The sequence below is a fragment of the Streptomyces sp. NPDC054866 genome, from assembly GCF_053610745.1.
In genome coordinates this window covers 1,109,472-1,135,923 of record NZ_JBSGZA010000001.1, presented here as the reverse complement: position 1 = coordinate 1,135,923, position 26,452 = coordinate 1,109,472, and the positions used below count along the sequence as shown (strand labels likewise).

The following is a 26,452-nucleotide window of genomic DNA, read 5'->3' as shown; positions in this document are numbered from 1 at the left end:
GCAAGCTCCATTCCGTAGCAGGGATGTGGTGCTCCGAATCGGTTCTCAGAGTCCGACCAGCACGTTTTCGAGAGCCGGGTAGCCGATGAAGACCAGAAAGCCCGCGAAGAGCACGACGACGGGCAGCGACATGCGTTCCGTCGCGGACTGTGCGGCGCCGTCGGCTTCGGCCAGACCGCGGGTGCGCATCGCGGCGGCCTTGGCCTCCAGCGAAATACGGATCTTGGCTCCCTCGCTGCCGGCGAGGGAAACCGTCGCCGCGAGCTCCGCCAGCTCCTGGACCCCGGTGCGGGAGCCGAGTTCGCCCAGCTCGTGCCACACGTTCCGGCGTCCCACATCCGCGGCCATCAGCGCGCGCCGCAGCTGGGCCGCACCCCAGCCCTGCGGACCGGCTGCGGCATCGGCCAGGGCCTGGTGGATCCCGGCGCCGCCGGCCAGGGCGATGACGACCAGGTTGAGGAAGACCGACAGGGTGTGGCGCAGTTCCTTGCGGCGCCGCTTGGCCGTGGCCCGGACGGCCAGGTCCGGCGTGAAGAACAGCACGGCACCGGTGGAGAGGGAGGCGATCGCGGAGAACTGCCATCCCCAGCCGCTCCCGGTCAGAGCCCACCACAGCAAGGAGGCGAGGCTCGGTGCGAGGACGCCGGCCAGGAAGGCGGTGGCTTTCTCGGCCAGGAACCGCTCGACGGGCACCTCCGCGATTTCCAGGTCCCGGCGCAGTCGGTCGGTGGGCAGCCCGCAGGCCTTCAATGCCGGTGCCGCGCGCAGCCCGAGGCGCGCTGCCCACCCGTCCGCCTCCCCCGTGCGGGGCACCGCGGAAGGAGGAGCCGGAGTCCTGCCGAGTTGGGCCAGGGTGTGGGCCAGTGAGGCGCGCGGCGGGTTGATGCCGTACACGGTCAGGGCCAGGAAGCCGCCGAGCCCAAAGCCGAGGAGGATCGCCGTCACCGGGCCGCCACCTCCCTGGGTGCCGGGCGGGCGCCCTTGAGGACCCGGGGCTCTTCTTCCAGGGTGGCGATCTTCATCAGCCACCAGAAGGCGAGCGAGAACAGACCGCCCACCCCGGCAAGAACAAGCTGCCCCTCGGCGGTCGTGTAGGGGTCGAGGTAGGGGCGGTTGAGGAGCACCAGCCCGGCTGCCATGCCCAGGGTGGTGCAGGTGATGACGCGCACCGAGGTCCGCACCCTGCCCCGCCCGGCTTCCGTCTTCAGCCGCATGGTCACCTGCTCGCGCGTGGAGAGCGCCAACTGACCCAGCAGCGGCGCAAGCTGGCGGGCCTGGTGTTCGGCGGCCAGGACGAGTGCGGCGGTGACCATGTCGCAGGTCGCGTCGTCCACGTCGTCGGCGAAGGTGCGCAGCGCCTCGCCCAGCGGGCGACCGTGGTCGATGGCGGCGGCCAGGCGGGCCGTCTCCTCGCGCAGGGCCGGTGGGGCGACGGGCGCCGTGGCCAGGATCGCCTGTTCCAGTCCGGCCGCCGCCGAGAGGGTGTCGCGCAGCATCTCGGCCCAGACCGCGACCGCTTCGAGCCTGCCCGTCCGCTCTGCGGCTTGCTTGTCCCGGCCCAGCAGGCGGGGCAGGGCCACCACGCCCGCGAGGGTGAGCAGCCCGGCCACCGGCCAGCCGGTGACCGCGGCGGCCAGGATGCCGCCCGCCGCGGCCCGCATCCACTGCCGCCCGTTCTCTTTCCAGGGCAGCTGCCACCGTCGCGCCGGATTCTCGTCGCGCGGGTGCGGGCGCACCCCGTACACGATCGTCCCTGCGAAGAGCGCGAATCCCGCGCCCAGCAGCAGGCCGATCAAGACACTGTGGGTCATGAAATGCTCCCCCGCCGCTCGCCGCGCATCAGCTCCACGTCCAGTCCGGCGTTCACCAGGTCCTCAAGGGTCTCCAGGCGCAGCGGCGCCCCGGGCGCGGCTCGCCGGTCGGGGCCGGGCCGGTAGATCTCGTTGGAGACGATCTGTGTGCCATCCGCGTCCACGACCTCGCGGATGGAGTCGATGGCGCGGCGCCCCTGCACGTCCCAGCCCAGGTGGACCACGAAGTGCACGGCCGAGGCAACCAGCAGGTTCGTGGCCTCCAGCGAGAGCCGTTCGGGGGACTGGGCGGCGTAGGCGGCGAGCTTGGTGAAAACCCCGCGCGAGGTGGAGGCGTGGATCGTGGACAGGGAGCCGTCGTTGCCCTGGCTCATGGCGTTGCACATGGGTACGACCTCCGCCCCGCGGATCTCCCCGACGATCACCCGGTCCGGGGACATGCGCAGTCCCCAGCGCACCAGCTCCGCCTGGTCGACGGCTCCCTCGCCCTCCAGGTTCGCCTCGCGCGCCTGCAGGGCCATCACGTTGCGGTGGCCCACGGGGTCTTCGTGCAGGCCCAGTTCGAGGGTGTCCTCGATCGTCACCAGCCGTTCGTGCGGTGCGATGACCGAGGCCAGCCCTCTGGCCACGGTGGTCTTCCCGACGTTGGTTCCGCCCCCGATGATGATGTTCTTGCGGGCCAGCACCAGTGCCGTGAGGAAGGCCGCCAGCGGCCGGTCGCACACGCCGAGACGATCGACCAGGTCGTCCATCGACACCCGCTTGAAGCGGTGCCTGCGGATCGTCAGTCCCACCCGGTGCGAGAGGGCCATCACCGCGAACAGCCGCGAACCGTCCGGCAGGCAGACGTTCAGGCTCGGCGAGCCCCGGTCGAAGCGCCGTTCCTCCAGGCCCGATCGGGCCGCGATCTGCCGTACGAGGTCGATGAGTTCTGTGTCGGAGGCGGCCACCGGGGCGCGCTGCTCCTCACTGCCGTCGGCGTAGCGGACGAAGACCTGGTCCGCGCCGTTGATCTGGATGTTCTCGATCCGCTCGTCCTCCAGGAGTTCCTGGAGCGGGCCGAGGCCGAACAGCGCCTCCATCACTGCGCGTTCCAGGGCTTCCCGCTCGCCGTCCTGCAGGGCGGGCCGGCCCACCCGCAGCCGTCCCTGGTTGTGGGAGGCGATCTCATCGGCGAGCAGTTTTTGCGCCAGCACGCGTCGTTCCCCGCCGCTCTGGACGGGCAGCCCGGCCTCACTTCGGGAGTGTGCAAAACCCGTCAGGGTCTGGGCGATGTTCTCCCGGAACCTCTCGGCGGTGTGCTGCTCCTCCAGGATGTTGTCCATCACGGCATCTCGCCCCTCTGCACCGAAGGCAGCACGGCGGGCCAGCCGGGCGGCTGAGGAGGTAGGGCCGGGGAGCCGAGCTGGGCGAGCTCACCGCACAGGCCGCTGCGTCCCGGCTCGCTGCCAGCCCCGGCCAGCTGGCGGGCCAAGTCTGCCGCGGCCCTGGACAGGGGGGCGCGAGCCCAGCGCCGTGGGGGCATGTGGGCGGCGCCGATCAGCAGAGCCGCCGCCCTTACATCCCACGGCAGCACGTGGATCCGCTCCCGCTCCATCCGCAGGGCCTGGGCCATGTCAGGCTCGGAGTAACGGCACTTTCCCACCACGACCAGTTCCGGCCGTAGCGCCTCCAGCCACTGCGGACGTGCCGCGACCTGCGCCAGCGCGTCCGCCTCACCCCGGGCCACCAACACCACCCGGTCCGCCGTGCGCGCCAGCTCCTGCGACCGGCCACCGCCCAGGCGTCCCAGATCAAGCAGCACCACCCCCTTGCTGTCGCTCCCCCCACGCAACACCGACGGGCACGCCGCGATCTCCGCCACGCAGGGCGCAGCCTGCTGTCCTCCCGTCGGGGCCACCACGACGCGCAGGCTGCCCGCGACGTCCTGCGCGCAGCCGTCGAGCTCTGCGGGCACCCGCTCCGTTCCGCCCTGTCGAGCGCCGGCCGCCAGCGCGAGCAGCCCCGCCACATCCGGCAGGCCGAACCGCACGGCGAGATCGCCACCGTCCGCGTCCGCCTCCACCACAACCGGCCGCCCGCCATCAAGCGGCCATGCCGCGGCCAGCGCCAAGGTCAGCGTGGTCACCCCCGGCGCCCCCTTGAACGAGCCCAGGGCCACGATCTGCCGCATCACGACACCTCCTTGACCGACTCGCTCAGCACCGCGATCCGCGGCTCGAGCATCTGCGCCACCCGCCGCACCGCCGCCCCCTCCACCAGCACAGTCACCGCACCCTTGCCGGACGCCGACTCCGGCCGCCCCACCGCACTGACCACGCCAAGGACCGGATCGGGCAGCTTCGCGTCCTCCTCCGCCACCGCACGGCCGCCCGGCTCGATGCCCGGCACGACAGCAACCCGCTGCCCGGCCGCCAGACCGGCAGGCAGCATTCCCGCCTCCACACCGACCACAGCCAAGGCCATACCCGAAGGAGGAAATCCCGCCCTGTCCCCTACCTGCCCGGGCGCGAGCAACTGCCCAGCCGTCAACGGCACCACGGCCCGCCGCCCGACCACCGCCGCACGCCGCCCGGCCGGAACCACCTGCTTTGCATCATCCACGCCAAGCCGTACGACGCCGACATCGCGCTCCTCGATCACCTCGCCCGCAGCGACCGGCCCCACCACGGACAGCACCGGCTTCCTCTCCCCCGCGTTACCCACCATCCACGCGGCCCCGCCCGCACACGCGACCGCTCCCGCCACACCCAGGGCGACAAGGCCGGGCCGCCAACGCCGTCGCGCCCCCACCAGCCCGTCACCGGAAGGCGGCGCATCAACCGGCCGGCGAGGCGGATGCAGCGCCGCCCACCCACCGTTCACGCCCGCGGACCCGGAAGAAGACATAGAGGTACCCACACTCCACCCCACTCGATCAAAGAGAGACCCTGCGGCACCGGCACCGGCGCCCGATACACCCGCCCTGCCAGAAGGTCAGGACACGACCAACGCCTGCGCCTCAGCCACCCGCAACGCCATCTGCGCCTGCGTCTGAAGCCCCGGAATAACCCCCTGCTCGCCCCCGCCGTGCCACTCCACATCCCAGGTGACGGTCACCGAAATCGTGAACGCTTCCTTCGGCTGCCCCGCCGACGACCGCATGTAGGTGTGCCCGCAGTCCGGAGACTCGGAATCTGCCGCGTACTTCGCCGAGTACGCCGTCCCCGCGCCCTGGCACACCACGGTCTTGCGGTCACCCATGCGCCACGTCGCGCTCCGCGGTATCGCCGTGGCCGTCACCGACACACCCGGCACCTTCGCAGTCTCCGACACCGGCTTCCACATCACCCGGTCCAACCACATCCACGTCGGCACACGCACCAACTGGGCATACGTCTCATCAGGATTGGTCCGAATCTCCGGATCAGGCAGCACCAACTCCCGCACCGCCTGCTGCGCCACGACAGCAGGCTCCGGACGAGCCCCGCCGCCGCCCTTCTTCCTGGCAGGCGGCTCCTTGTCATCCGGTTCAGCGAAGTTCTGCCCGGGCAGGGGCACCCCGCGCGGACCGTACATCTGGCCCGGCCGACGCTTCCACTCCACCGCGCCACTTCCAGAACTCGCACCTCTGCCCGTCGCCGCCGAGCCCCCGGAAGCAGAGCCACCACCCGGGCGCCCCGGATATGGAGGGCGTGCCTTGGACGCCGCACCGACACCACACCTACCTGCATGGCACTTCACGCCCGTGGCAACATCCATGCTGGGGTCCCCATCGGCGCTAGCGCGAGTTGGACCAGTCAGCGCCCCGAGCATTGACGACGCCACAACGAAGGCGGCCGCGGTCTTCGCCAAGAGACGGGGCCTCAGTCCATGCATGATCCCGCCTCCCCCCAGTAGAGCTCGGAGACCATCCACTTCCCGGATTTGAAGGTGACGATCGCCTCGGTGCGGTAGTGCGCGCCCCCGACGCCGTCAGGGGAACCGGTCGGCTTCACCTGCACCCACTTGGACCCGTCGACACAATCCAACAATTCGAGTTCAGCCTTGCTCGACTTCGCCACCGTCGGCGCGATGCTGGCCGCGCCCCGACTGGTGACCCCCTTCTTGCGTGTCTGCTCCATCATGTAGCGCAGCAGGCTCAGGGCATCGCCCTTGGCATGGTCATTGAGCCGAGGGTGCTTGGGGTCGGACGTACGCGAAGCAGCCGCGGCGTCCTCCCACATCGCCCTGTACGTCGCGATCGCCTTACCCTCCCCTTCGCGCGCAGGGGACGGCGACGAGGATGGAGGAGGCGATGTCGTTGCGCTAACAGCCTGCGAAGCGCTCGCGCCCTTCGGGCCAGGCGCGTCCTCCGCGCACGCGCTCAGACCGAGCGCCAGCCCTACGGCGCAAAGAGCTGTTGCCGCCCCGCGCGTTCTCTTCCTTGTTGTCATACGCCCCCGCTCTCACCAGCCACGCATTACACGGTGTGCACGCATGGTCACCAGGTGGTGGACCCGTCATGCCCCAGGTTTACGGTGCGTTAAACGCACTGCGGAGGGATCGCTTCCCTTTCACTCTTACGGTGTGGGTCGCGTCAAGGAGAGCCCGGTGCTGTCACCCCAACCAGGCTGAAGCGAAGGCGAGTTCGCGGTTTCAAGCGGCTCGCGACAAGCCATAGAGAGTTGGCACCAAGCAAGAGCGGCGAACGTCAACATCACAACGTCCGCCGCTCTCGCTCAGTTATTGCACGAACGCACGTCCACCCAGATGCACTTACCTCCCGAGGTCCGGCGAACGCCCCAGCTCCCCCGGCTTAGGTAGTTCACGATCCCCAAGCCCCGCCCGCGCTCAGACAGTGCCTCGCACAGGGCGTCCAGGCCGCCACCCCGGTCAACCTCCCGGGGCTCGAACGGCACGGACGAGAGGACCGAGGTCACTACGGGCATGCGGCAACACCCGTCATGTACCTCGCAGAGCAGTTCACGCCCCGTTTGCCTCAAGCTGACCACGTACGGTCCACACGCATGCTCGACGGCGTTGGCCACAAGCTCCGAGACCGCAAGCACAGCATTCTCGGCGACATCCCCCGGCACGCCCAGCCTGGCGAACTCGGCACACACAACGGCACGCGCCTGCCCGACCGGATTCTCGACACCCGTGCCCCAGCTGTAGAGCTTCCGAGATTCGGGCGCGCCGCGCCCCACTCCTGGCTTCATCGCGCACCTCCGCGCTGTGCATGACGACCACTTCCCACGCGGCGGTGACGACCAGACCCACGGCGAAAGCACACTCGTACGTCCTCCAGCGCACACGCAGCCGAGACAGACAGCGCGCTCAGCAAGAGCGCCCCGGAGAGTGGCAGGGACAGAATCATGGCGGCCTCCCGAGGTCGCGGCATTGGACCGCGACCACCACACCGGCCGCTTAGACAAGAGCGGAACACCCTGACCCGAAGTGATCGACACTGCCGGAGTCCTCGCCGACCGGCTCCGAAGAAGCACGCAGCGCTCGCCGGCTCTGATTCCTCAGCCGGCCATGGGCCCCACAGCAACTGACCGCCCCTTTTCACTGGCCTAAAACTTGGAGCCCACTTCGATCTAACTCAGATCGACCCGGAAACAGCTCACAGAGGCCCCCGCTGCTCGCGGGCTGGGCATCCTCGCTACCTCGTCTCCGGACCGCATTTCGTCCCTCTCATGCGCCTGGACCGCGACAATCGACCGAGGACGCTCTTGACCAACCGAGGGGCGACTGGTGCGCTTGGCACGTCGCGGTGTCAATTTCGGGGGTTCTTCTTGTCTGGGCTGGCTTTACTTGTGCCCTCAACGTCTGACGGCGGCCATGCGGTGAGCTCATGAGAATGAGACGCGGCATGGCAATCGCCGTCGTGGCCGGCGGCGGCGCGGCGACAACCATGCTCGTCGGGCTCGTCACGAACGCCGTGTCAGAGACGTCGAACTGGCCCGCCTGGCTCGGCTGGATGCAGCGGCACGCCTGGTTGTCGTTTGCCCTGCTGGGCATAGCGTTGGTCGTCTTAACCGCAGCGCTCGCCGCCCTCTCCGACATAGGGGCGGAGAGCGGGCGAACGGAGCCGGTAGTCCGACCGGACGACGCAACCGGGCCGCCGGGCGCAGCCTTGGTACTTCGCTCCCTGCCTCGGGACACCACCGCGTTTACCAACCGCTCCGTTGAACTCGAGCGGTTGAGGCAGTCCGTGGATTCCTCTCAAGCGCGTGGGCAATCCCTGCCGGTTCACGTGATCGATGGAATGCCCGGCGTCGGCAAGACGACATTCGCCGTTCATGCCGGACACGCGCTCGCGGACCAGTTTCCGGACGGGCAACTCTTCGTGAATCTGAACGGGCACACGCCGGGGCGGAGCCCGGTGCAGGCAACGGAGGCGCTCGCTTCGCTGCTGGCGGCCACCGGAGTACCCACACAGCAGATTCCGGTTGGGGATGACATCGGTGCCGTCACCGAGGCACGAGCCGCCATGTGGCGGAGTCGGTTGGCCGGGCGGAAAGCTTTGCTCATCCTCGACAACGCAGCCAGCTACCGGCAGTTGGAACCGCTGCTGCCCGGCGGAAGCGGGTGTCTGGTGCTTGTCACCAGTCGGCGACGATTGGCGGCGCACGAAGAAGTGGTGATGGCCGTCGAGGCGCTACCACCGGATCATGCAATCAGCTTGTTCACGCAACTCAGTGGGCGAGCGCCGGAGGACCTCGACCCGACGGTGCTGGAGGAACTGGTCCAGCTGTGCGGGTATCTGCCACTGGGGGTGTCACTCCTTGCCGCGCGCTTGCGACACCGACCAGCCTGGAGTGTGGAAGATCTGCGGACGCGGTTGCTGGCAACACGGGACCGGCTGGGGGAGCTCCGAGCCGGTGAACGGGCAGTGGGCGCGACGTTTGATCTCTCCTATCAGGATCTGCCGGAGGCACGAAAGCGGTTCTTCCGGAGACTCAGCCTTCACCCAGGTGCGGACATTGACGCATATGTCAGTGCTGCGCTTGACTCGACATCCGTTACGAATGCCCGCCGGCACCTCGATGCGCTCTACGACGACCATCTGATCGACGAGAACCCGGAGAGCCGCTACCGGCTGCACGACCTCTTACGCGACTACGCCCGCGGCCTCGCCGACGAGGAGGACAGCATGACCCAGGCACAGGCAGTCGAGCGCGTGGGCACCTACTACCTGGCCGCCCTCGCCGACGCGAACACGCACATCGTCCGAAGCGGTGCGGATGACGGCGTATCTCCCCCGCCCGCTCCGTCAGGCGGCGGCACTCCGACCGTCGAGGTTCCCGTCATGGGGACACGGAACGATGCCCTTGGATGGCTGGAGGTCGAGCGCGCCAACATGCTGGCCTGCATCGAGCAGGCGGACTCCCTGGCGCTGCACCCTATGGTCATCCGGCTTGCCGCGGCCCTGGCACCCTTCCTGCGGCACGCAGGGCCTTGGGACCAGGCCGCCGGCCTCCACCGGGTCGCCGCAGAGGCTGCCCGGCGAACCGGAGACCGGCAGGGGCTTGCCGACGCGCTGGCCGAGCTCGGAGTCGTACGCCGCTTCATGGCCAGCTACGCAGAGGCCGCGAGGTCCCTGCACGAGGCAGTCGCGGAATACGAGGCCATCGGCGATCTGCGCGGCAAGGCCAAGGCACTGAACCAGGTCGGCATCGTCGGCTACATGACGGCCGACAACGAAGCCGCTGCACGCTCCCAGACAGAAGCCCTGGCGATCTTCCGTGAGCTGGACGACCAGCTAGGACAGGCCAACGCACTCGCTGACTTGGGGATGGTGCTGCGCCAGACAAGCCGCTTCAGAGAGGGGCTTGAGACACAAACAGAGGCGCTACGTCTCTATCGGGAGCTCAACGACCCCTACGGAGAGGCGAACTCACTGCGCGACCTCGGCGTGGTGCACTGCCTCATGGGTGACTACACGCTGGCCGGGCAACGGCACCGCGAGGCGTACGACATCTACTGCGAGCTCGACGATCGCGATCACCAAGCCTATGCACTCAACGAGCTGGGCGTAGTACGCCGTCTGACTGGCGATGCCGACGGCGCCCGAGAGGCTCACGAACAGGCGCTTGAGTACTACACCGAGCTGGGAGACAGATTCGGCCGGGCCAACAGCATCCGGCACCTGGGCGTGCTGGCGCGCCAGGCAGCGCGCGCGGTGGAGGCCGTTGGTGCGCAGGAGGAGGCGCTGGCCATCTACCGCGAGCTCGGTAGCCGAGGCGGCGAAGCGGCCTCACTGGGCGAGTTGGGAGCCGCGCGGGCAGCTGCCGGGGACGCATCAGGCGCTGCGGCAACGTTCGAGCAGAGCCTGGGGATTCTGCGTGAGCTGGGCGATCGATGCGGGGAGGCGGAGGTCCTGAACCACTGGGGTGTATTGCAAAGCAGCTCCGGCGAGCCGAGTCCTGGACTCGCACGCTTCCGTGAGGCGCTGCGGCTCGCGCGAGAAGTCCAGTGCCCACTGGAGGTGGCGCACGCTTTGGAAGGAATCGGCCGGTGCGCGCTAGCAGAGGGTGATCGTGTCGGTTCCGAGGGTCCGTTGCGTGAAGCCCATGCGGTCTACCTGCAGTTGGGAGTAGCTGGCGCGGCCGCTGAGATGGAGCGGCTACTGGCGACGCAGACTGGCTGAGCGAGGCTCAGCGGCGCGCTGGTGCGGGGTGGTCACGAGAGAGACGAGCTCGAGTTTCGAGCCAGAGCGCGTGGCCAGTTTCGATATCCCGCTGCGCAAGACGTTGGTGCTACGTTGCCAGTTGATCACAGCGCTAACTGCCCTCTACTTGCGCCGAGTTCAGGGTTCGTACAGATGCTCGGCGCGCTTGTCGTGAGGAGTGATGTATGACGCCCAGCACCACTGTTCTCCCTCCTGTGTCCTCCAGCCCGGAGGCCCCAGAGGTCGCGTCCTTGCCTGAGGTTTTGGACCGTGTCGCCACCCGCGTGCATCACCGCCTGGCAACCGAGCAGTCGGCGTCGTACCGAACCGGGGACGGCGCGCATGCCGCTTCAGTGACCTGGCCCTGGCCGCTGTAATCGCTCCTGCTCGATGACGCCGAAGCACTCCCCTACGCCGTTCCGCACCTTCATTCTGAAGGTCGCGAACCGCTGCAACATCGACTGTGACTACTGCTACGTATTCAACTCAAAGGACCAGGCGTGGCGGAGTCTGCCTGCCCGTATGAGTGTGGAAGTAGCCCAGGCTGCAGCCCGACGCATCGCAGAGCACGTAGCCATATATGAGCTGCAGACCGTCCATGTCGTGCTTCATGGCGGCGAGCCTCTGCTCGCCGGGCCACGGCATCTGGGCGCCCTCCTCCACGTACTGAAGGACGGCATCCCCTCGGACGTCGAGGTCCGCTTCGAGCTGCAGACCAACGGGACGCTGGTGTCGGAGGCGTGGCTCGATCTTTTCGAGGAGTACGCGGTGACCGTGGGCGTCAGCCTCGACGGTCCTCCTGCCGCCAACGACCGACACCGGCTCACGCACGCTTCGCGATCGAGCGTGGCCTCGGCAGTCCGGGGCATTGAGCTGCTGCGATCCCGACCACAGCTCTTCGCTGGGCTGCTTGCGGTGGTGGATCTCGCGAACGATCCCGTGGAGGTGCATGACTACCTCGCTTCGTTCGAACCCCCGGTCATCGACTTCGGGCTGCCCCACCGGACGCATGACACACCGCCGGAACGGAACGACCCAACCATTCCGGAGTACGGGGTGTGGATGAGCCGCGTCTACGACGCCTGGCTCGCCCAGCCCCAGTACCGACACAGCGTTCGAATGCTCGAAGACATCGTGGCGCTCAGCTCAGGTGCCCACGGCGCGGTCGAGACCCTTGGGCTCGCCCCGCCCGCCAGCGTCGTCATCGAGTCCGACGGCTCCGTCGAAGGGGTGGACACCCTTCGCGCGGTGGAAGAGGGCGCCTCCTGGCTCGGACTCGATGTCTTCCACGAGTCATTCGACGCCGCCATCCATCACCCTAAGCTCCTGCACCGGCAGCAGGCCGGGACAGCCACACTCGCGGAGGAATGCCAGCGCTGCCCATTGGTGGCGGTGTGCGGCGGGGGGTACCTTCCGCATCGCTTCAGTACCGAGCGCAGCTACCAGAACCCCTCCGTCTACTGCGACGACCTGGCGCATCTCATCCGCCACGTGCAGGGTTCTCTACAGCGGCACGGCTGGGCTCTGGGAAGCCCAAGTTCGCCAGTCCCGTAGCCCGGCAGCCGGAAGGCCGGCTGCCCGCCGCCAGCACCCACCACGAACCACAGGAGTTGTACGTCGATGAGCGTGAAGATCCGGCCCGCCGAGAAGAGCGACGTACAGGCGGTGGCCGAACTGATCGAGGAGATCGAGCGGTTCTACGGCACGGCGGACGCAGACATCCAGCCCTACGAAGAGCGCCAAACGCAGGTCGAGGAAGCCCTGTTCGGATCACCTCCCCTGGCCGCCGCTCTTCTGGTCGAGGATGAGGACGGCCACGTCGTAGGGCTCGCCGCCTACTCGTTCCTGTGGCCCTCTGCGGGATCAACCCACTCCCTGTTCCTCAAGGAGCTGTACGTCCGCGACACGCTCCGCCGGCAAGGCATCGGCGTCCGCCTCATGGATGAGCTGCGCGCCATCGCCTCCGCGCGCCGCGGGTGCAGCCGGGTCGAATGGATGACGGACAGCGACAACCCGGATGCACGCGCCTTCTATGGCGCCCTCGGGTTCACCGAGTTCGACGGGAAAGTCGTGTATCGCGTGAAAACCGAGGCCGAGTGAGCTGCACTGCCTCACAATGGGCGGTCACTTAACGACCAAGCCTGGGTGGCCGGTCTCGACGTGACTTCGTTGTTCGTCAGAGTGCCTACTGGTGGTTCGACCAACAGCCGCGGCTCTAGTGGAGCTGTTCGGCCAGCCGTCGCCGCGGGAACGGGAAGATCGAACTCGGCCCAGACCTTCTTGCCTCGCTCGGTGGGTTCCCACCCATTGCGGGAGGCGAAGGAATCCACCAGGGCCAGGCCGCGACCGCTCTCGTCGTCGGTCGTCGCATGCTGACGCCGGGGCGATTCGGGCTTCCCGTCGTGGACAACGAGAAGCAGTCGCCCTTCCTCCTGGTGGTAGTACAGACCGACTAGGACAATGCCTTCGCCGTGTACGACCGCGTTGGTGATCAGCTCCGAGGCGACCAGCTCGACCGCATCCCGCATGTCTCCGTCCATCAGCACATCCCACCGGGTGACCTGTATCAGGATGCGATCACGGGCGTAGGCAACAGCGGAAGGATCTCCAGCAACAGCGATACGGGCTCGTCGGGTGATCATGAGGAGTGCTCCTCGGGCCGGGGGTGGAGTGGTTCGTCTCAGCAGGCTGGGATAAGAACGGCCACCGTTCACGCCATACAGAGTGAATAAGCGCTGATTGCGCGAATCCGAACGGCGGAACTCAGTAAATTCCCTTACCCACGGCCATGAGACTCCACAAGGTGACCCCAAGTCGGAGTCACATGTAGCTCGTTGGTCATAGTCCCGACCCACGCCGTACGGGGAGATGCGCATGGACCGTACACAGCGAGATCCGCGCGAGGTGGTCGCGGGGCTGCTCGGTGACGAGCGGCTTATCACAGCCTGTACACAGCGCGATATGGGAGCGCTGTTCCGGTTGCTCAACCACCGGGGAATCAGCACTCGACGCATCGCATCCGCTGTCGACATCACCCAGGGCCGGCTCTACGACTACATGAACGGCAAGAGCCGCGTGGAGAAGCTCGCCATCTTCGAGCAGATCGCGGACGCCTTCCACATCCCCGGTCGGCTCCTCGGGCTCGCCACGCGCCGCTGGGAGCCCGCCCCGACCCAGCCCACGCAAGGCGGACTGGATACACCGCCGGACGATGATGACTTGACGGCGGTGGATGCATTTCGAAGTGCCGACCGGCAAGCCGGGGGTGGGCGCTTGTACAGCGCGGTCGTCCGCCACCTCAGCCACAATGTTGCCCAGCGCCTCGTCGACGCCAACAGCAACCCTCAGGTCTTCGCCGCAGCGGCTGCCCTAACCGAGATGGCTGGCTGGATGGCCCATGATTCCGGCCGTGACGACCTCGCCGCCCGCCATTTCGCCCGAGCCCTCGCCCTCGCTCGTACCTCCGGCGTTACACCACTGGCCGCCAACATTGCCGCCAGCAACAGCCATCTCGCTCTCCAGACCGGCGACACCGCAGCGGCCACCCACTGGGCCCGCACCGGCCTCGACCTCACGGCCCACCACCCGGGTAACCCCGCGCTCACTGCTCGGCTGTATACGATGTCGGCCAGAGCCTTGGCCGCCGCATCCGAGCCGACTCGCGCAGCCCACGCCCTCGACCGAGCACATCAGGCCCTCGAAGCCACAGCCGCAGCCGAACACCCCTGGCTCAGCCCGTTCGACACCGCAGCCTTGGCCAGCGAAGCAGCGCTCAGCCTGTGTGACATGGAGAAGTACGAGCAGGCACTGTTCCATGCCGAGCGTGCCATCTCCCTGCGGCAGACCGGGCGGACCCGTTCCCTGGCGCTGAGCCGCATCACCTTGGTACGCATCCACCTCCTCCGCGACGAGCTCGACGCTGCCGTCGACACCGGCCTCAAACTTCTCACCGCAGATCCCACCCTCGGGTCGGTTCGCCTCATCCACCAACTCGAGGACCTACGCGAACCGCTGATCCCGTGCCGTCGTTATCCCCCAGTCCGAGACCTCCTAGAACGATTCGAGGAGGCGAAACGGGCCAGAATGCTATTGCTCGCCGACATCATCACTCCGGCGCCCAGGAAAGGTACTGCTTCATGAGGCCCACCCCCGCAGACCCCGCCGCCTGGAACGCCTACCTCGCCGAAGGAAACGCCGCCCAGGCCCGCAAGCGGGTTGCGGCCGACGTCGTGTTGCGGGACAAGGACGGTCGGATTCTCCTGGTCAATCCCACCTACAAGCCAGGCTGGGACCTGCCCGGAGGCATGGCCGAAGCCAACGAATCCCCCGACGACGCCGCACGGCGCGAGCTCAGAGAAGAACTCGGCCTCGAACTGCGGTCACTGCGCCTGCTCGTCCTCGACTGGGTGGCTCCCCACGGGCCGTGGGACGACCAGCTCGCCCTCATCTTCGATGGTGGAACCCTCGATGAGGACCAGATCACCAGCCTGCGGCCACACGATCAAGAGCTGTCCGAGTTAACATTCGCCCCGGCGGCAGAGGCTGCGGCGGCGCTGCGGGAGCGCCTGCGAAAAAGGCTCGAAGCCGCGTTGAAAGCGCTCTCAGATGGCGCGCCCCGGTACCTGCACGATGGGGCCTCAGTCACGTAGCGCTTGCTTCCGGAACGCCGCACTGCAAGCGGATTCGGCCATGGCAACCCTAGCCCGCCCTCCTGCCCGCCACTGCCTGTGGGTGCCCAACTCTCAGCCGCTCTATGCGACCTGCGTGTGTTCGTGGATCACGCCACCGAGTAGATCACGACGGATGAACTTGCCGTCGTCTGAAACTCCTGGATCGGGGAGCGGCCGCAACGATGCCGCTCCGCAGAGGGCGCGGTGCGGGGCGTTGGATTTTGAAGTGCGTCTCGTATGTGACCAATGCGTTGCGCAGATGTTGTTCGTCGATGATCAGTGTGCGGACGAGGAGTTCCCGGCGGCATCCGCCGATCCAGCGCTCGGTGCGGACCGCAGTGAGCCACACCTGGGATGCGAAGACGGCGTCATCGCTCTGGACCGTCCCGGCCGCCTGGACCGCATGCTCTTGGTCCTGCCAACCAGTGCCCCGGTCCGCGAAGCAATTCTGCACCACCAACAACGCAAATACTCGGCCGGGAAGGTCGACTTGGGCAAGCTGGTCAAACCCACCGATGGCCCGCCCGGCGCCGATCTTGCCCGTGGGCGCGAGCCAGCGTCCGTGAGCGGCCTTCCGACTCCGTAGGTACCGGCACGCAGGACTTGCTGAGCGCAGCGAAGACAATCGTTCCTTGGCCGATCCTTGGCTCACAGCCGCCCACAGCGTGGCACTGTCAACGTCGGCTCATCGACCTTGAGCGACAAGGCCAGGCCGAGGCTCTGCTGAGCCGCCGCCTGCCCGAGGCCCCGGCGACGTCCGCGCATGCGTGGAGGCTCGGACACTGTCTCGCGAGCGAAGGAAAGCCGCACAGCGTTGTCAAGGCCACCAACCAGGCGGTGCGTACCGTCTCCGAGGACGGTAGCGCGCACTTTTCGGAGCTTACGCACTATGCGAGGCGAAGTGACTGCCGATCGACGAAGAGTCCGCCCGCGAAGCCAGCAACCGTAGTTGTTGAGGTTGGCCCCCAGTGGCTGGGGTGGGCTTCGTCAACAGCGACTGCGAATATTGCGGCACTCGGGCAGGAAGGAGTGATCGGTGCCCGGCCCGCCTCAAACACGAGTAATTTAGGCGCGACATGCGATAGGCGGCCTTGAGCCAAGAGGAGCAGGCGTGCCCGACGAAGCGTTCAGCATCGATAAGCGGCCGTTGCGGGATCTGCTGCGGCAGGTCGAGCTGGGACAGACTCAGCTGCCCGAGTTTCAGCGCGGGTGGGTGTGGCCCTACCCGAATATCGCGAGCCTCCTCGCATCGATCTCACTGAGCTATCCCGTCGGTACCGTCATGCTGCTCAGAGCGGGCGGCGACGTCCGGTTCAAGTATCGTCCGATCGAAGGGGCCGCTCCGCCGGGGAACCCCGAGCCGGACTCCCTCATCCTCGACGGCCAGCAGCGGCTGACCTCGCTGTTCCAAGCCCTGAAGCTGCAGAGCCCCGTGGTCACACAGGATCCGCGTAAGCACCGGGCGATTGGCTGGTTCTACGTCGACATGGACGTCGCGCTGGACGAGAACGGTGACCGGGAGGACGCCATCCGGTTTCTCCCCGAGTCTCGGAAGGTGCTCAACTTCCGAGGCGAGGTCATCGAGGATTACTCGACGCCCGAGCGGGAGTACGAAGGGCATCTCTTCCCGCTCCACGCGGTTTTCGACGGCGGTGAATGGGGTGACGAGTTCACAGACCACTGGGAGGGCGATCGGGTCAAGCGCAAGTTGTGGCGCGCCTTCAACGAGAACTTCGTCCGCCCCTTCGACCGCTACCACGTTCCGGTCATTGAATTGGGGCAGGCTACCCCGCGCCCGGCTGTATGCCAGGTCTTCGAGAAGGTCAACACCGGTGGCGTCACACTGACTGTGTTCGAATTGCTGACCGCTACGTACGCCGCGGACGAGTTCGATCTGCGCCGGCACTGGGAGCAGAACTGCCGCGCCTCCTGGAAGGCTCCCGAGTACCGACTGCTGCGCGAGGTGTCCAACACCGATTTCCTCCAGGCGGTCACCCTGCTTGCTACGGCGGAGCGACGCCAGCGGGAAGAGGAACGAGGCACGGAGGAGGAGCGACTGCCACGTATCGGTTGTAAGCGCAAAGACATACTCGCGCTTGCTCTGGACGACTACACACGGCTGGCGCCCTCCGTCATCACCGGATTCAAGGCCGCAGCGAAGTTTCTGCACCAGCAGTTCCTCTTCGACACAAAATTCCTCCCCTATGGAACCCAGCTGATTCCGCTCGCTGCTATCTTCGCCCTGGCCGGGGAGGCTGCTCAGAGCGCGGGAGCACAGCACAAGCTCGCTCGCTGGTACTGGTGCGGAGTGTTCGGCGAACTGTACGGCGGCTCCACCGAGACGCGATTCAGTCAGGATCTGCCGGATGTCGTCGACTGGCTCCAAGGCTCCGAGACCGAGCCCCGTACTGTCACCGCCGCCCAGTTTGCTCCTGGGCGCGTGCTTACTCTCCGGACGCGCAACAGCGCGGCCTATAAGGGCATTTACGCACTCCTACTGAAGGCGGGTGCTGTGGACTGGCGCACCGGCGAGAAGGCGGAGGTCACCCGATACTTCGACGAGTCCATCGACATTCACCACATCTTCCCCAAGGCGTGGTGCGAGAAGGCTGGCTACGACCCCCGTCTATACAACTCAATCGTCAACAAAACCCCGTTGACCGCCCGCACCAACAGGATCATCGGCGGCATCGCTCCCTCGGAGTACCTGCCCCGGCTCGCCAAGAGCGCCGAGTCCGCGCCTGACGGCGTTGCCGACCGGATCCGCACACACCTCAGCCAGCCCGATCTCATGCATGCCGACGCCTTCGAAGCCTTCTTCGCAGCCCGCAAGAGCGAACTTCTAACCCAGATCTCATCCGCCATGGGCAAGGAGATCCGGAACGACGAATCCCGTGACACGGATACAGACGTCAGTCTCGACGTGCCGGATGACACCGACGACCTGTGAGCGCTAGGCAGTGTCCTCTGCGGGCCAGATGACTACGCCGTCAGGAGCAGCCAGAGATGCCAAATCGCTATGGACCAGCAAGTCTGCACCTGGAACCCCGTGATGGCAGGCGGGTCTTAGAGGCACCGGCACCAGGGCCTCAAGACACCTAGTGCCTGAGCAGGCTCGAATGTCCAGGGTGCTGGAGCGATATGCGATGACCGTCTTTCAAAGATGCAGAGGCGACAAACAGAACATTCACTACCCCTGCGTAAGATCCCGCTGCGGACACTCCTGGACCGTGCGATATCGCGAACCTGGCCCGGCCGGAGGCCGCCAACGCGAAAAGAGCTTCGAGAAGAAGTGGCAGGCGGACGCATACGCCGCGCGACTGCAGCGGGACAAGTACGAGGGTCTCTTCCTCGACCCACACCGAGGTCAAATCACACTACGCGCATATGCCTCGTCGTGGTTGGAGCGCCAGATCGTTAGCGCCTCTACCCATCGCAACTACGAGAGCTTTTTACGGATCCACCTGCTACCGCACCTCGGCGACAAGACGATCGCCGGAATTGCGCGACCTGACATCGAACTCTTCGTCGCAGCTGTGGAGCGAGAACTCGCTGCGAGCACCGTGTACGACCGCATGAAGATGGTCACCAGCCTCTTCCGGAGTTCTGTCAAGGAAAAGAGACGGCCCGACGATCCCACCGAAGGCGTCAGGCTCCCCCGCATCGCCCCTCACGCGGTCGACGAGGATAAAATTCCCACGTTAGATGAAGTTGATCTCATCGCCCAGCACATCTCACCGCACTACCGGCTGACCGTATACCTGCAGGCCGGTGCCGGGTTACGCGTCAGCGAGGCTCTCGCCTTCTCGTCCGACTGCCATCGCTCCATCTTTCTGCGTGTGCGCCGGCAGGTCAGTTCCAAAGCTCACCGTGAGGACTGCACTACCCGCTTCGTGCCGCTCAAACACCGCACCGCCCGGGAGTACCGAGACGTTCCGCTGCCGCCCTTCCTCTCCCAAGAAATCGACACGCATCTAAGCGAGTGGGGAACATCAACCACCGCAGGCTACACAGTGCTCTTTGGTCCACGTGACCGCGGCAAGGGCACCATGCCCACAGCCACGACATACGCCTACCACTTCCGTAAAGCGGTCGGGAAAGCAGGACTCGTCCAGCCCGACGGCACCCTTAGGTACACCCCGCACTGCCTACGCCACTTCTTCGCCTCCACCGCTCTGGGCCATGGCATCCCAATCCACGAAGTCTCCCGGTGGCTCGGCCACCGGTCGATCAAGACCACAGTGGATGTCTATGGGCATCTCATCCCCGCTTCCTGGGACCGCTGCCGAACGATCATGGAAGCTGCTCTTCGGCCGGCCTCCACCTGAGTACGCCCCGATGTCTGCCTCCGGCGCCCGGCCAGCACCAGCCCTCCACTTGTGGGGATGCAGCTTCACGCAGCTGGATTCGGCCTCAGCTGCGCCCGGCCCCCGGTAGCCTTCCTGTTGCTGATCAGCAGGTAGGGAGACTCCACAGTTATGTACGAACGCGGGATGCGGGTCCGGCTCCGAGACCGTTTGTGGGAGGTCGAAGGTGTCCGCGGGGCGGGCAGTGAGGCGTTCCTCGATCTACGACGCTCTGACGATCGGCCTGGCCCTCGTCGGCTGACGGTCCTGGCGAGTCAGGAGCTGACACTGCGTCCCGAGTCGGCGACCCGACTGCGCTTCGAGCCTGGCAACCCGATCAAACTTAACGAGCTGCACGACGCTCTCGCGCTCACCATGGCCCATGGCCGCGGTGACCTCCTCGCGGTCGAGCACGGCCGGATCGACGTCGAGCCCTATCAGCTCGTGCCCGTCCTGGTCGCCATGCGTCAGCCCCGCGTGCGTCTCCTCGTCGCGGACGACGTCGGTCTGGGCAAGACCATCGAGGCCGGCCTGGTGCTGATGGAATTGGCTCGCCGTGGGCGCGCTGACCGTGTCCTGATCGCCTGCCCGGCCGGCCTGCAAGATCAGTGGGTCGAGGAGATGCGGTTCCGCTTCAATCTCGACTTCACCAAGGTCGACAGCAAGAAGTGGCTGGAGGTCCGCCGCGAAAATCCCACCACGGTTAGCCCGTGGACTGCTGTGCCCTATGCGGTGTCGTCCATCGACTATCTGAAGAACAACCTCACTGCGATCCAAAGTGCGCCGCCATTCGACGTAGTGATCATGGATGAGGCACACCACGTGGCCCGCGCATACGCCGGGGAGGGGCGCTCCAGCGCCACTGACCGCAGCCGCCTAGCTCGTGCGCTGGCCGACCACAGCCGGGAATTGCTGCTGCTGTCCGCCACGCCACACAACGGTTACCAAGAGTCGTTCGCCAGCCTGCTACAGCTTCTCTCTCCGCACCTGGCTGCCGACGACGGTCGGCTGGATCCCAACCTGGTCCAGCCGTACATCGTGCGCCGTCTCAAGGACGACGTCACCCGCGGTGAGCCGCCCCAGCCGATCAGCCGCCGTCTGCCACCAAAGCCCATTGAAGTGCGACCGACCAGCAGGGAAAAGGAGATCCACCAGCGGCTGCGCGGGCACAGCAAGCGCGTCCTGCACGCTCTACGCGACACCGACTCCTATTACGTCCAGGCATTCGCTCTGGAAGTACTACGCAAGCGAGCCTTGTCCAGCCCGTACGCGCTTCTGCAGAGCTTGCGCCGCCGGGCGGAGAACCTCGGCATCCCGCCCGTCGAGCACACCGGGCGGCACCGCATGGACGTTCTGCAGCAGTACCGAGGAGACACCGCACTGCCCGAGGTAGATCTGCAGGCCGCCGAGGAACTCGCGCTAGAAGGCGTTGCGGCCCATCTCCCCGAGGACGACCTGCGTGAGGAACAGCGTCTCGTCAGCAAGCTCCTGGAGCAGGTGGAAGCCCTGAGTCCAGGCGATGACAGCAAGCTCACCCGCCTGCAAGGATGGTTGGAAGGCTTCCGAGCCGGGCGGCGCGGCGAACGTGTCATTTTGTTTACCGAGTACCGCGACACTCTGGACTACCTGGAGAAGAACCTGGGCCACGGCCCTCTGTTGCGTATCGACGGGACCATCCCATTGGCCAAGCGCCGCGACGTGCTGGAGCGCTTCTCCCGCACCCCCGGGGCGATCCTGCTGGCCACCGACGCGGCTGGCGAGGGCCTGAATCTCCAGGACGCCTGCCATGTGGTGGTCCACTACGAACTTCCCTGGAACCCCAACCGGCTGGAGCAGCGCAACGGCCGCGTTGACCGCTACGGCCAGGAGCACGTTGTCGAGATCAGCTACCTCTATCTCGCCGAGACCCGCGATGAGGAGATCCTCCAGCGGCTGCGCGACAAGCTCTTCACCATCACCAAACAGCTGGGCTCCAGCAGCGATGTCCTGGGTGTAGCGGGACGTAGCGACGTCATCGACGGCCTTCTGGAAGACGCCTCCACACAAGACCTGGAAGAACGCCTGGATCGTGCGGTCCAGCAGGTCCGCGACTACCTCGAACGCAGTGGCGCCCTCGTCCTCATGCAGAGCATGAGGAACGAGAAGCAGGTCGAGGACGAAACCATGGCCGCACGCGAGCAGGCTCAGTGGCTGTTGCCAGATTTTGATGAATTCCGGCAACTGGTGGCTTCTGTGGTCCGCCAGTGCCACGGCCAGGTCACCGGCAGCGGCGACATAGTGACCATCGAGCCAGGAGCACTCCTAAAGCAGTACCCACTCGTACCCCAAGAGGCATTTCAAGCCACATTTAGCCGCTCCGTTGCCCTGGAGCCTGAGCATCGCGGGACCGCCTTCCTCACTCCCGCCCACCCGCTTGTGCGCGCCGTGCTCCAACGTGTCCGCGCTCGCCTGTATGACGATCGCGATGGGGGCCGCGTCGCGGTCCGTCCGGTCGCCGAAGGCGGCAGTGGGTGGCTGTTCACCTACGTGGGCCGCATCACCTCCGACGACAACCGTGTCCTGGAAGAGCCCCTAGTCCCCGTCTTCGTCCCACGCGCGAGCGCCGGCACCCCTGCCACTCCGAGCCAGGATGCCTCCGCCGATATGCGCCGACTGCGCCAGCGCCCCGCACCCACCGGCAGCCTCGACCCGGTCGAGAAAGCCCGCCAGGAACTGTCTGCCGGCTTCGAGGCAGCCGTCCATGCCGGCCAGCAGGAAGCCTCCCGCCGCATCGCCGAACGAGCCGAAGCCCTGCGAGAACAATTGACCGCCGAATCCCAACGTCTCCACACCGATCTGGACCGCTGGCACGCCGCCGAACTCGCTGAAGCCGAAAGGCTCTTTGCCACCGGGACCGGTGAGACCATCCAGCTCGGCCTCTTCGCCGACGCCGGGCACGGCGCCTTCCATACCGTCGCCGAAGCCCGTGCAGCTGTCGACACCGAATTCGACCGTCGCCGCAAGGCTCTCAGCCGAGGCTTCCAGGTCGCCGAGGTCACACCCGGCGAACCAGTCGGCTGCATCGTCTGCGTGGAGGTGCCCACATGCTGAACATCACCGTCGCCGGCACCACTTTGTCGACGTACTACCTCTCCGACCCTCACCTTTTCCTCCGCGAACAATGCGAACGCATCGGAGCCGAAGACTCGGCCGAGGGCATTCGCCATGCCAAGCGCGAACTGCGCCGCCTAATCGCCGACATCGACGAAACCAGCACCACCGGTGACACCCGTAAGCGCATGCTCAGCTGGCTCTCCTGCTTCGGCTGGACCTTCCCCGGTAGCCTTCCTGCCATAGAGGAACCCGTCTACGGCCACGCACACGGCGCCGAAAGCAAGCCTGCGACCGGCTCCCTCGTCTCCGTACTCATCACCCCGCCCGGGCAGCACCTTGACGCGTCCCCATCCGGCCGCCGGACCGGCAAGCTGCGACCCCAGCGTCAAGCCGAAGTGTGCGCACGCGAGCACCGACTCCCCGCTGTCCTCCTCAGCAACGGCACCGAACTGCGTGTGATCCGCCGCGATCCCGGACTCGGCGGCGAGGCCAGCTATCTCTCGGTCGATCTGGCTGGCTTGGCCGAACTCGGCGACGAACATGAATGGCGCATCCTGTGGGCCCTGTTGCGTCCCGAAGCGTTCACCTCTGATGGCGCGGGCGAGATCCTGTGGAAGAGCGTCGAGGATGCAAGCTCGGATGCCGCCACTCGCGTCAGTGAAAACCTCTCCGGGGGTGTACGCACCGCCATCAGTGCCATCGCCAACGGCGCTCTGCACCACTGGCGCCAACACGACCAGTCCCTTCCCGAACCTCGCCCACTCTTCGCAGACGCACTCAAGATCGCCTACCGCCTGTTGTTTGTCGCGTACGCGGAAGACCGTGGCCTCCTACCCGTCGGCACCCCCTCCTACGACCGCGGCTACTCGCTGCGGGCCCTCCGCAAAGACATCCTCACCGCGGACGCAGCTTGGGAACCCGACAGCGGCTTCCTATGGAGCTCCCTGCGCGCCCAGTGGGCCCTGCTACGAGACGGCATCGACGCCGGCGAGCTGCAGATCACTGGCTTCAACGGCGGCCTCTTCGACGCGGCCAAGTGCCCACTCCTCGACACACCTGACCTGGCCGTCGGAGACACCTTTGTCCGCGACGCAATCGACGCCCTCTCCTGGACCGAAGCAGAGCGGAGCACTAGCAACAACAAAGCTCCCGTGGGACGTCGGCCGGTCAATTACCGCGAACTCGGCGTCGAGCAGCTCGGCAGTATCTACGAGGGTCTGCTCTCCTTCGAACCTCAAATCGCAGACACACCGAAGGTCCTTGCGCGCATCGGCCGCGGCCAATCTGCCCTGGTTCAGGTGCTCGACGCCGACCAGCTGCCGGAAAAGGCCGAGATCATCGAGCCCTACGACACCGGCACCTTCTACCTCTTTGAGGCGAGCGGCCAGCGCAAGGGGTCCGGCTCCTACTACACCGCTCGCCCCCTTGCACACTTCGTCGTCGGCGAAACCCTCCGTCCTCTCGTCCAGGACGCCACTCCCGAGGACATCCTCAACCTCCGCATCTGCGACCCAGCCATGGGATCCGGAGCCTTCCTCGTCCCCGCCGTACATCAACTGACCGAGGCATACGGTGAGGCGCTGGCACGGGACGGTGAGATCTTCGATCACAAACTCGACGATGCTGAACGCGCCGGATACCGCCGCTTGATCGTCGAACGCTGCATCTACGGCGTGGACCTCAACCCCATGGCCGTGGAACTCGCCAAAGTTTCCCTCTGGCTGACCACGGCGGCGGCTGGGAAGCCACTATCCTTCCTCGACGCGCACTTGCGATGCGGCAACGCTGTGGTCGGTGCCCGGATTGACAGTTGGGCGGGCGTCCCCGTACCGGCCCAGGGGGGACGCGTTCAGCGCAAGTCCAGCACCGTCGACGAGCTGCAGGACTCTCTTTTCGCCGTGGACGAACCCGACCTCTCCGCCCTTGTACGAGTCCGTGAGAAATTGGCGCACGATCCGTCAGAGGACCGACTGCAAGTTCGCGCCAAGGAACAACGCTTTGCCCGGCTTCTCGACGGCGACGACTTCACTAGGCTACGCGCGATGGGAGACTGGTGGGTTGCCCCCTTCTTCTACACCGAGGAACTCAAGGGCAATTCCGGACAATGGCTCTCTGGCCATGAAAGCGTCAAGCGTGGTGAGGGTGTGCGCGCGGGACTCACCGACATCCCCACCCGAACACGCACCGAGATTCGCCCTTTCCACTGGGAAGTGGAATTCCCTGAAGTATTTTTTGACCTCAATGGAGTTCGGCGAGTTAACGCCGGATTCGACGCAATTATTGGAAACCCCCCTTGGGAGGGAATCACTTTCAAGGCGGCGGAGTTCTATGGGCGATTCGATCCCTCATACTCGCTCTTGAAAAAGCAGGTAGAGCGAAGCCTTCGGCAAAGGGAGCTAGACGAGCGACAAGACATCGCAGAAGCGAAAAAGGAAGAGAACGCTAGGCTTGACGGCGTTAAGTCGTTCATCAAATCTTCGGGCGCATACACCATGCTGTATTCGCATGGGATTGCATTCAACTATTATCGCACATTTCTCGAGCATGAAATCTCCCTACTTTCCCCTCAAGGGCGTCTCGGGCTCGTCATCGACTCGGGAGTCTCTTCGGATGTGTCCACAGCGGAACACCGCCGCGAACTCCTCGACCGGTTCACGATTGACCGTTTCGTCCTATGCGACAATACGCAAGGAATCTTTCCGATTCACCGAAGCGAGCAATTTCTACTGCTCGTCGCCGGACGTGGCGGCCCTACCGATCCGCTACCCTTCGCCGCCAACGTCTCCCAGGTCGACCATCTATTGGACCTGGAGTCCCGTGGCCTCCCAATCTCACGCACGACTCTCGAAGCGCTGGATCCTGAATCCCTCGCCGTGCCGGATGCTAGAGACCCTGAGCTCTTGCATCTCATGGAGGCCATTTACAAGGACCGCCCCCTCTTCCTGGACAAGATGCCTGTAGGCGGGTGGAATATCGAATGGGGACGCGAATTCAACATCTCTGACGATCGCGCCTACTTCGCTCCAGATGCCACCGGCATCCCGATGCGAGACGGAAAGGACATTCACCAATATGTCCACGATTTCTCGGAGCCGATCAATCGACTCAAGGAAGATTCTGGCGAAGACGCACTAGTAGGCCGCGCTCGTAAGCGCGCAAAGAAGAAGGACGTTCGTTCCAGAACTCGATCTCGGGGGGAGCGATTCTTGCATGCTCTGGGCCCCCGACAAGGAACACTCGAAATCCCTGCAGACTCCTATCGCCCATGTTTGCGAAAGAAGGCACGAGCGGGCGATGAGCGAACCTTGATTTCGGCCATCCTCCCGCCCGGTACCGCAGTGACCGAGATGCACTTCTTTTACCGCTCCGCTTTCGACCACGCGACAAACGGCTATCGCACCACACTAGGATCAGAAGCGATGGCATTCGTCGTCGCACTACTGAACAGCCTGACGCTGGATTTCATCGTAAGAAGGAAGGTGTCAAGCACCGTAAGCAAATCGATCATGTCAACGCTTCCTGTGCCTGACGTTCCCCTCGATCAAGGGGAAGGCGCTGAAGTGGTCCGGGTTTCTGGACGCCTCACATGCCGTACCCCTGACTTTCGCGAGCTAGCTGATGTGCTCGGCGTAGAATGTGCCCCGCTGGCCAAAGACGAAGAGAGCAGCCTTCGTGCGGAACTGGACGCCCGAGTCGCACATCTCTACAAGTTGTCGGCAGCTCAACTGGAGCTGATCTTGGCCGACTTCCGGCAAAGCGCCGACACCGAGGGCAGCCCTGTTCGGCCTGGCGAGGAGTACAAGCAGCTGGTTCGGGAGCACTTCGCCCGCTTGGCTGGCTGATCTTCGCCGTCAACACAGGCAGCGTTGTCGGTGCCCCGCACTACGCTCGGCC

General features: G+C 65.9%; 19 protein-coding genes. 10 read left to right on the top strand and 9 right to left on the bottom strand.

The window, feature by feature from the left end:
• Positions 1-45: 45 nt before the first annotated feature.
• The 8 genes from ACWGI2_RS04775 to ACWGI2_RS04740 form a co-directional block, all read right to left on the bottom strand.
• The gene (locus ACWGI2_RS04775) at positions 46-945 is read right to left on the bottom strand and encodes a type II secretion system F family protein (RefSeq protein ID WP_453693882.1); all 900 of its coding nucleotides are present in this window, start codon (positions 943-945) and stop codon (positions 46-48) included.
• Entirely contained in the window at positions 942-1,811 is an 870-nt protein-coding gene (locus tag ACWGI2_RS04770) for a type II secretion system F family protein (RefSeq protein WP_453693880.1), read from the bottom strand. The genes ACWGI2_RS04775 and ACWGI2_RS04770 overlap by 4 nt, the downstream gene beginning before the upstream one ends.
• Complete coding sequence (locus ACWGI2_RS04765) at positions 1,808-3,136, bottom strand: CpaF family protein (RefSeq protein WP_453694660.1); 1,329 nt, start codon at positions 3,134-3,136, stop codon at positions 1,808-1,810. The genes ACWGI2_RS04770 and ACWGI2_RS04765 overlap by 4 nt, the downstream gene beginning before the upstream one ends.
• Positions 3,136-3,984 (bottom strand): hypothetical protein, encoded by an 849-nt coding sequence (locus tag ACWGI2_RS04760; RefSeq protein WP_453693878.1) that lies wholly within the window; start codon positions 3,982-3,984, stop codon positions 3,136-3,138. Before ACWGI2_RS04760 ends, ACWGI2_RS04765 begins: the two co-directional genes overlap by 1 nt.
• Positions 3,984-4,490 carry an SAF domain-containing protein gene (locus ACWGI2_RS04755; protein WP_453693876.1) on the bottom strand — a complete coding sequence of 169 codons (507 nt, stop codon included), beginning with the start codon at positions 4,488-4,490 and terminating at the stop codon, positions 3,984-3,986. Before ACWGI2_RS04755 ends, ACWGI2_RS04760 begins: the two co-directional genes overlap by 1 nt.
• A 297-nt stretch (positions 4,491-4,787) precedes the next feature.
• A complete protein-coding gene (locus ACWGI2_RS04750; RefSeq protein WP_453693874.1) occupies positions 4,788-5,255 on the bottom strand; it encodes a hypothetical protein in 468 nt (155 codons plus the stop codon).
• Positions 5,256-5,656: 401 nt separating this feature from the next.
• A complete protein-coding gene (locus ACWGI2_RS04745; RefSeq protein WP_453693872.1) occupies positions 5,657-6,016 on the bottom strand; it encodes a hypothetical protein in 360 nt (119 codons plus the stop codon).
• A gap of 495 nt (positions 6,017-6,511) precedes the next feature.
• A complete protein-coding gene (locus tag ACWGI2_RS04740) occupies positions 6,512-6,991 on the bottom strand; it encodes an ATP-binding protein (RefSeq protein WP_453693870.1) in 480 nt (159 codons plus the stop codon).
• 656 nt (positions 6,992-7,647) lie between these two features.
• On the opposite strand from ACWGI2_RS04740, the gene haaT reads away from it, so the two are divergent.
• The 4 genes from haaT to haaN all read left to right on the top strand — a co-directional run bounded on the left by haaT (position 7,648) and on the right by haaN (position 12,549).
• Positions 7,648-10,428, top strand: coding sequence for a cyclophane-containing RiPP biosynthesis TPR protein HaaT (haaT, locus tag ACWGI2_RS04735; RefSeq protein WP_453693868.1), 2,781 nt, complete (start codon positions 7,648-7,650; stop codon positions 10,426-10,428).
• 206 nt (positions 10,429-10,634) lie between these two features.
• Positions 10,635-10,826, top strand: coding sequence for a HaaA family cyclophane-containing RiPP peptide (gene haaA / locus ACWGI2_RS04730; RefSeq protein ID WP_453693866.1), 192 nt, complete (start codon positions 10,635-10,637; stop codon positions 10,824-10,826).
• 13 nt (positions 10,827-10,839) lie between these two features.
• Complete coding sequence (locus tag ACWGI2_RS04725) at positions 10,840-12,003, top strand: FxsB family cyclophane-forming radical SAM/SPASM peptide maturase (protein WP_453693864.1); 1,164 nt, start codon at positions 10,840-10,842, stop codon at positions 12,001-12,003.
• Between the two features lie 66 nt (positions 12,004-12,069).
• Entirely contained in the window at positions 12,070-12,549 is a 480-nt protein-coding gene (gene haaN / locus ACWGI2_RS04720; RefSeq protein ID WP_453693862.1) for a cyclophane-containing RiPP N-acetyltransferase HaaN, read from the top strand.
• Between the two features lie 11 nt (positions 12,550-12,560).
• Here haaN and ACWGI2_RS04715 read toward each other — a convergent pair whose 3' ends face one another.
• Positions 12,561-13,091: an ATP-binding protein gene (locus tag ACWGI2_RS04715; RefSeq protein ID WP_453693860.1), complete on the bottom strand. Its 531-nt coding sequence runs from the start codon at positions 13,089-13,091 to the stop codon at positions 12,561-12,563.
• Positions 13,092-13,323: 232 nt separating this feature from the next.
• Between ACWGI2_RS04715 and ACWGI2_RS04710 the strand changes: the two genes are divergently transcribed.
• The 6 genes from ACWGI2_RS04710 to ACWGI2_RS04685 all read left to right on the top strand — a co-directional run bounded on the left by ACWGI2_RS04710 (position 13,324) and on the right by ACWGI2_RS04685 (position 26,400).
• Entirely contained in the window at positions 13,324-14,589 is a 1,266-nt protein-coding gene (locus ACWGI2_RS04710) for an XRE family transcriptional regulator (protein WP_453693858.1), read from the top strand.
• Positions 14,586-15,098: an NUDIX domain-containing protein gene (locus ACWGI2_RS04705; protein WP_453693857.1), complete on the top strand. Its 513-nt coding sequence runs from the start codon at positions 14,586-14,588 to the stop codon at positions 15,096-15,098. The genes ACWGI2_RS04710 and ACWGI2_RS04705 overlap by 4 nt, the downstream gene beginning before the upstream one ends.
• 1,132 nt (positions 15,099-16,230) lie before the next feature.
• Positions 16,231-18,069: a GmrSD restriction endonuclease domain-containing protein gene (locus tag ACWGI2_RS04700; protein ID WP_453693855.1), complete on the top strand. Its 1,839-nt coding sequence runs from the start codon at positions 16,231-16,233 to the stop codon at positions 18,067-18,069.
• A gap of 280 nt (positions 18,070-18,349) precedes the next feature.
• Positions 18,350-19,447, top strand: coding sequence for a tyrosine-type recombinase/integrase (locus ACWGI2_RS04695; protein WP_453693853.1), 1,098 nt, complete (start codon positions 18,350-18,352; stop codon positions 19,445-19,447).
• A 150-nt stretch (positions 19,448-19,597) separates the two neighbouring features.
• A complete protein-coding gene (locus ACWGI2_RS04690; RefSeq protein ID WP_453693851.1) occupies positions 19,598-22,555 on the top strand; it encodes a helicase-related protein in 2,958 nt (985 codons plus the stop codon).
• Positions 22,549-26,400 carry an Eco57I restriction-modification methylase domain-containing protein gene (locus ACWGI2_RS04685; RefSeq protein ID WP_453693849.1) on the top strand — a complete coding sequence of 1,284 codons (3,852 nt, stop codon included), beginning with the start codon at positions 22,549-22,551 and terminating at the stop codon, positions 26,398-26,400. Before ACWGI2_RS04690 ends, ACWGI2_RS04685 begins: the two co-directional genes overlap by 7 nt.
• Positions 26,401-26,452: the final 52 nt, after the last annotated feature.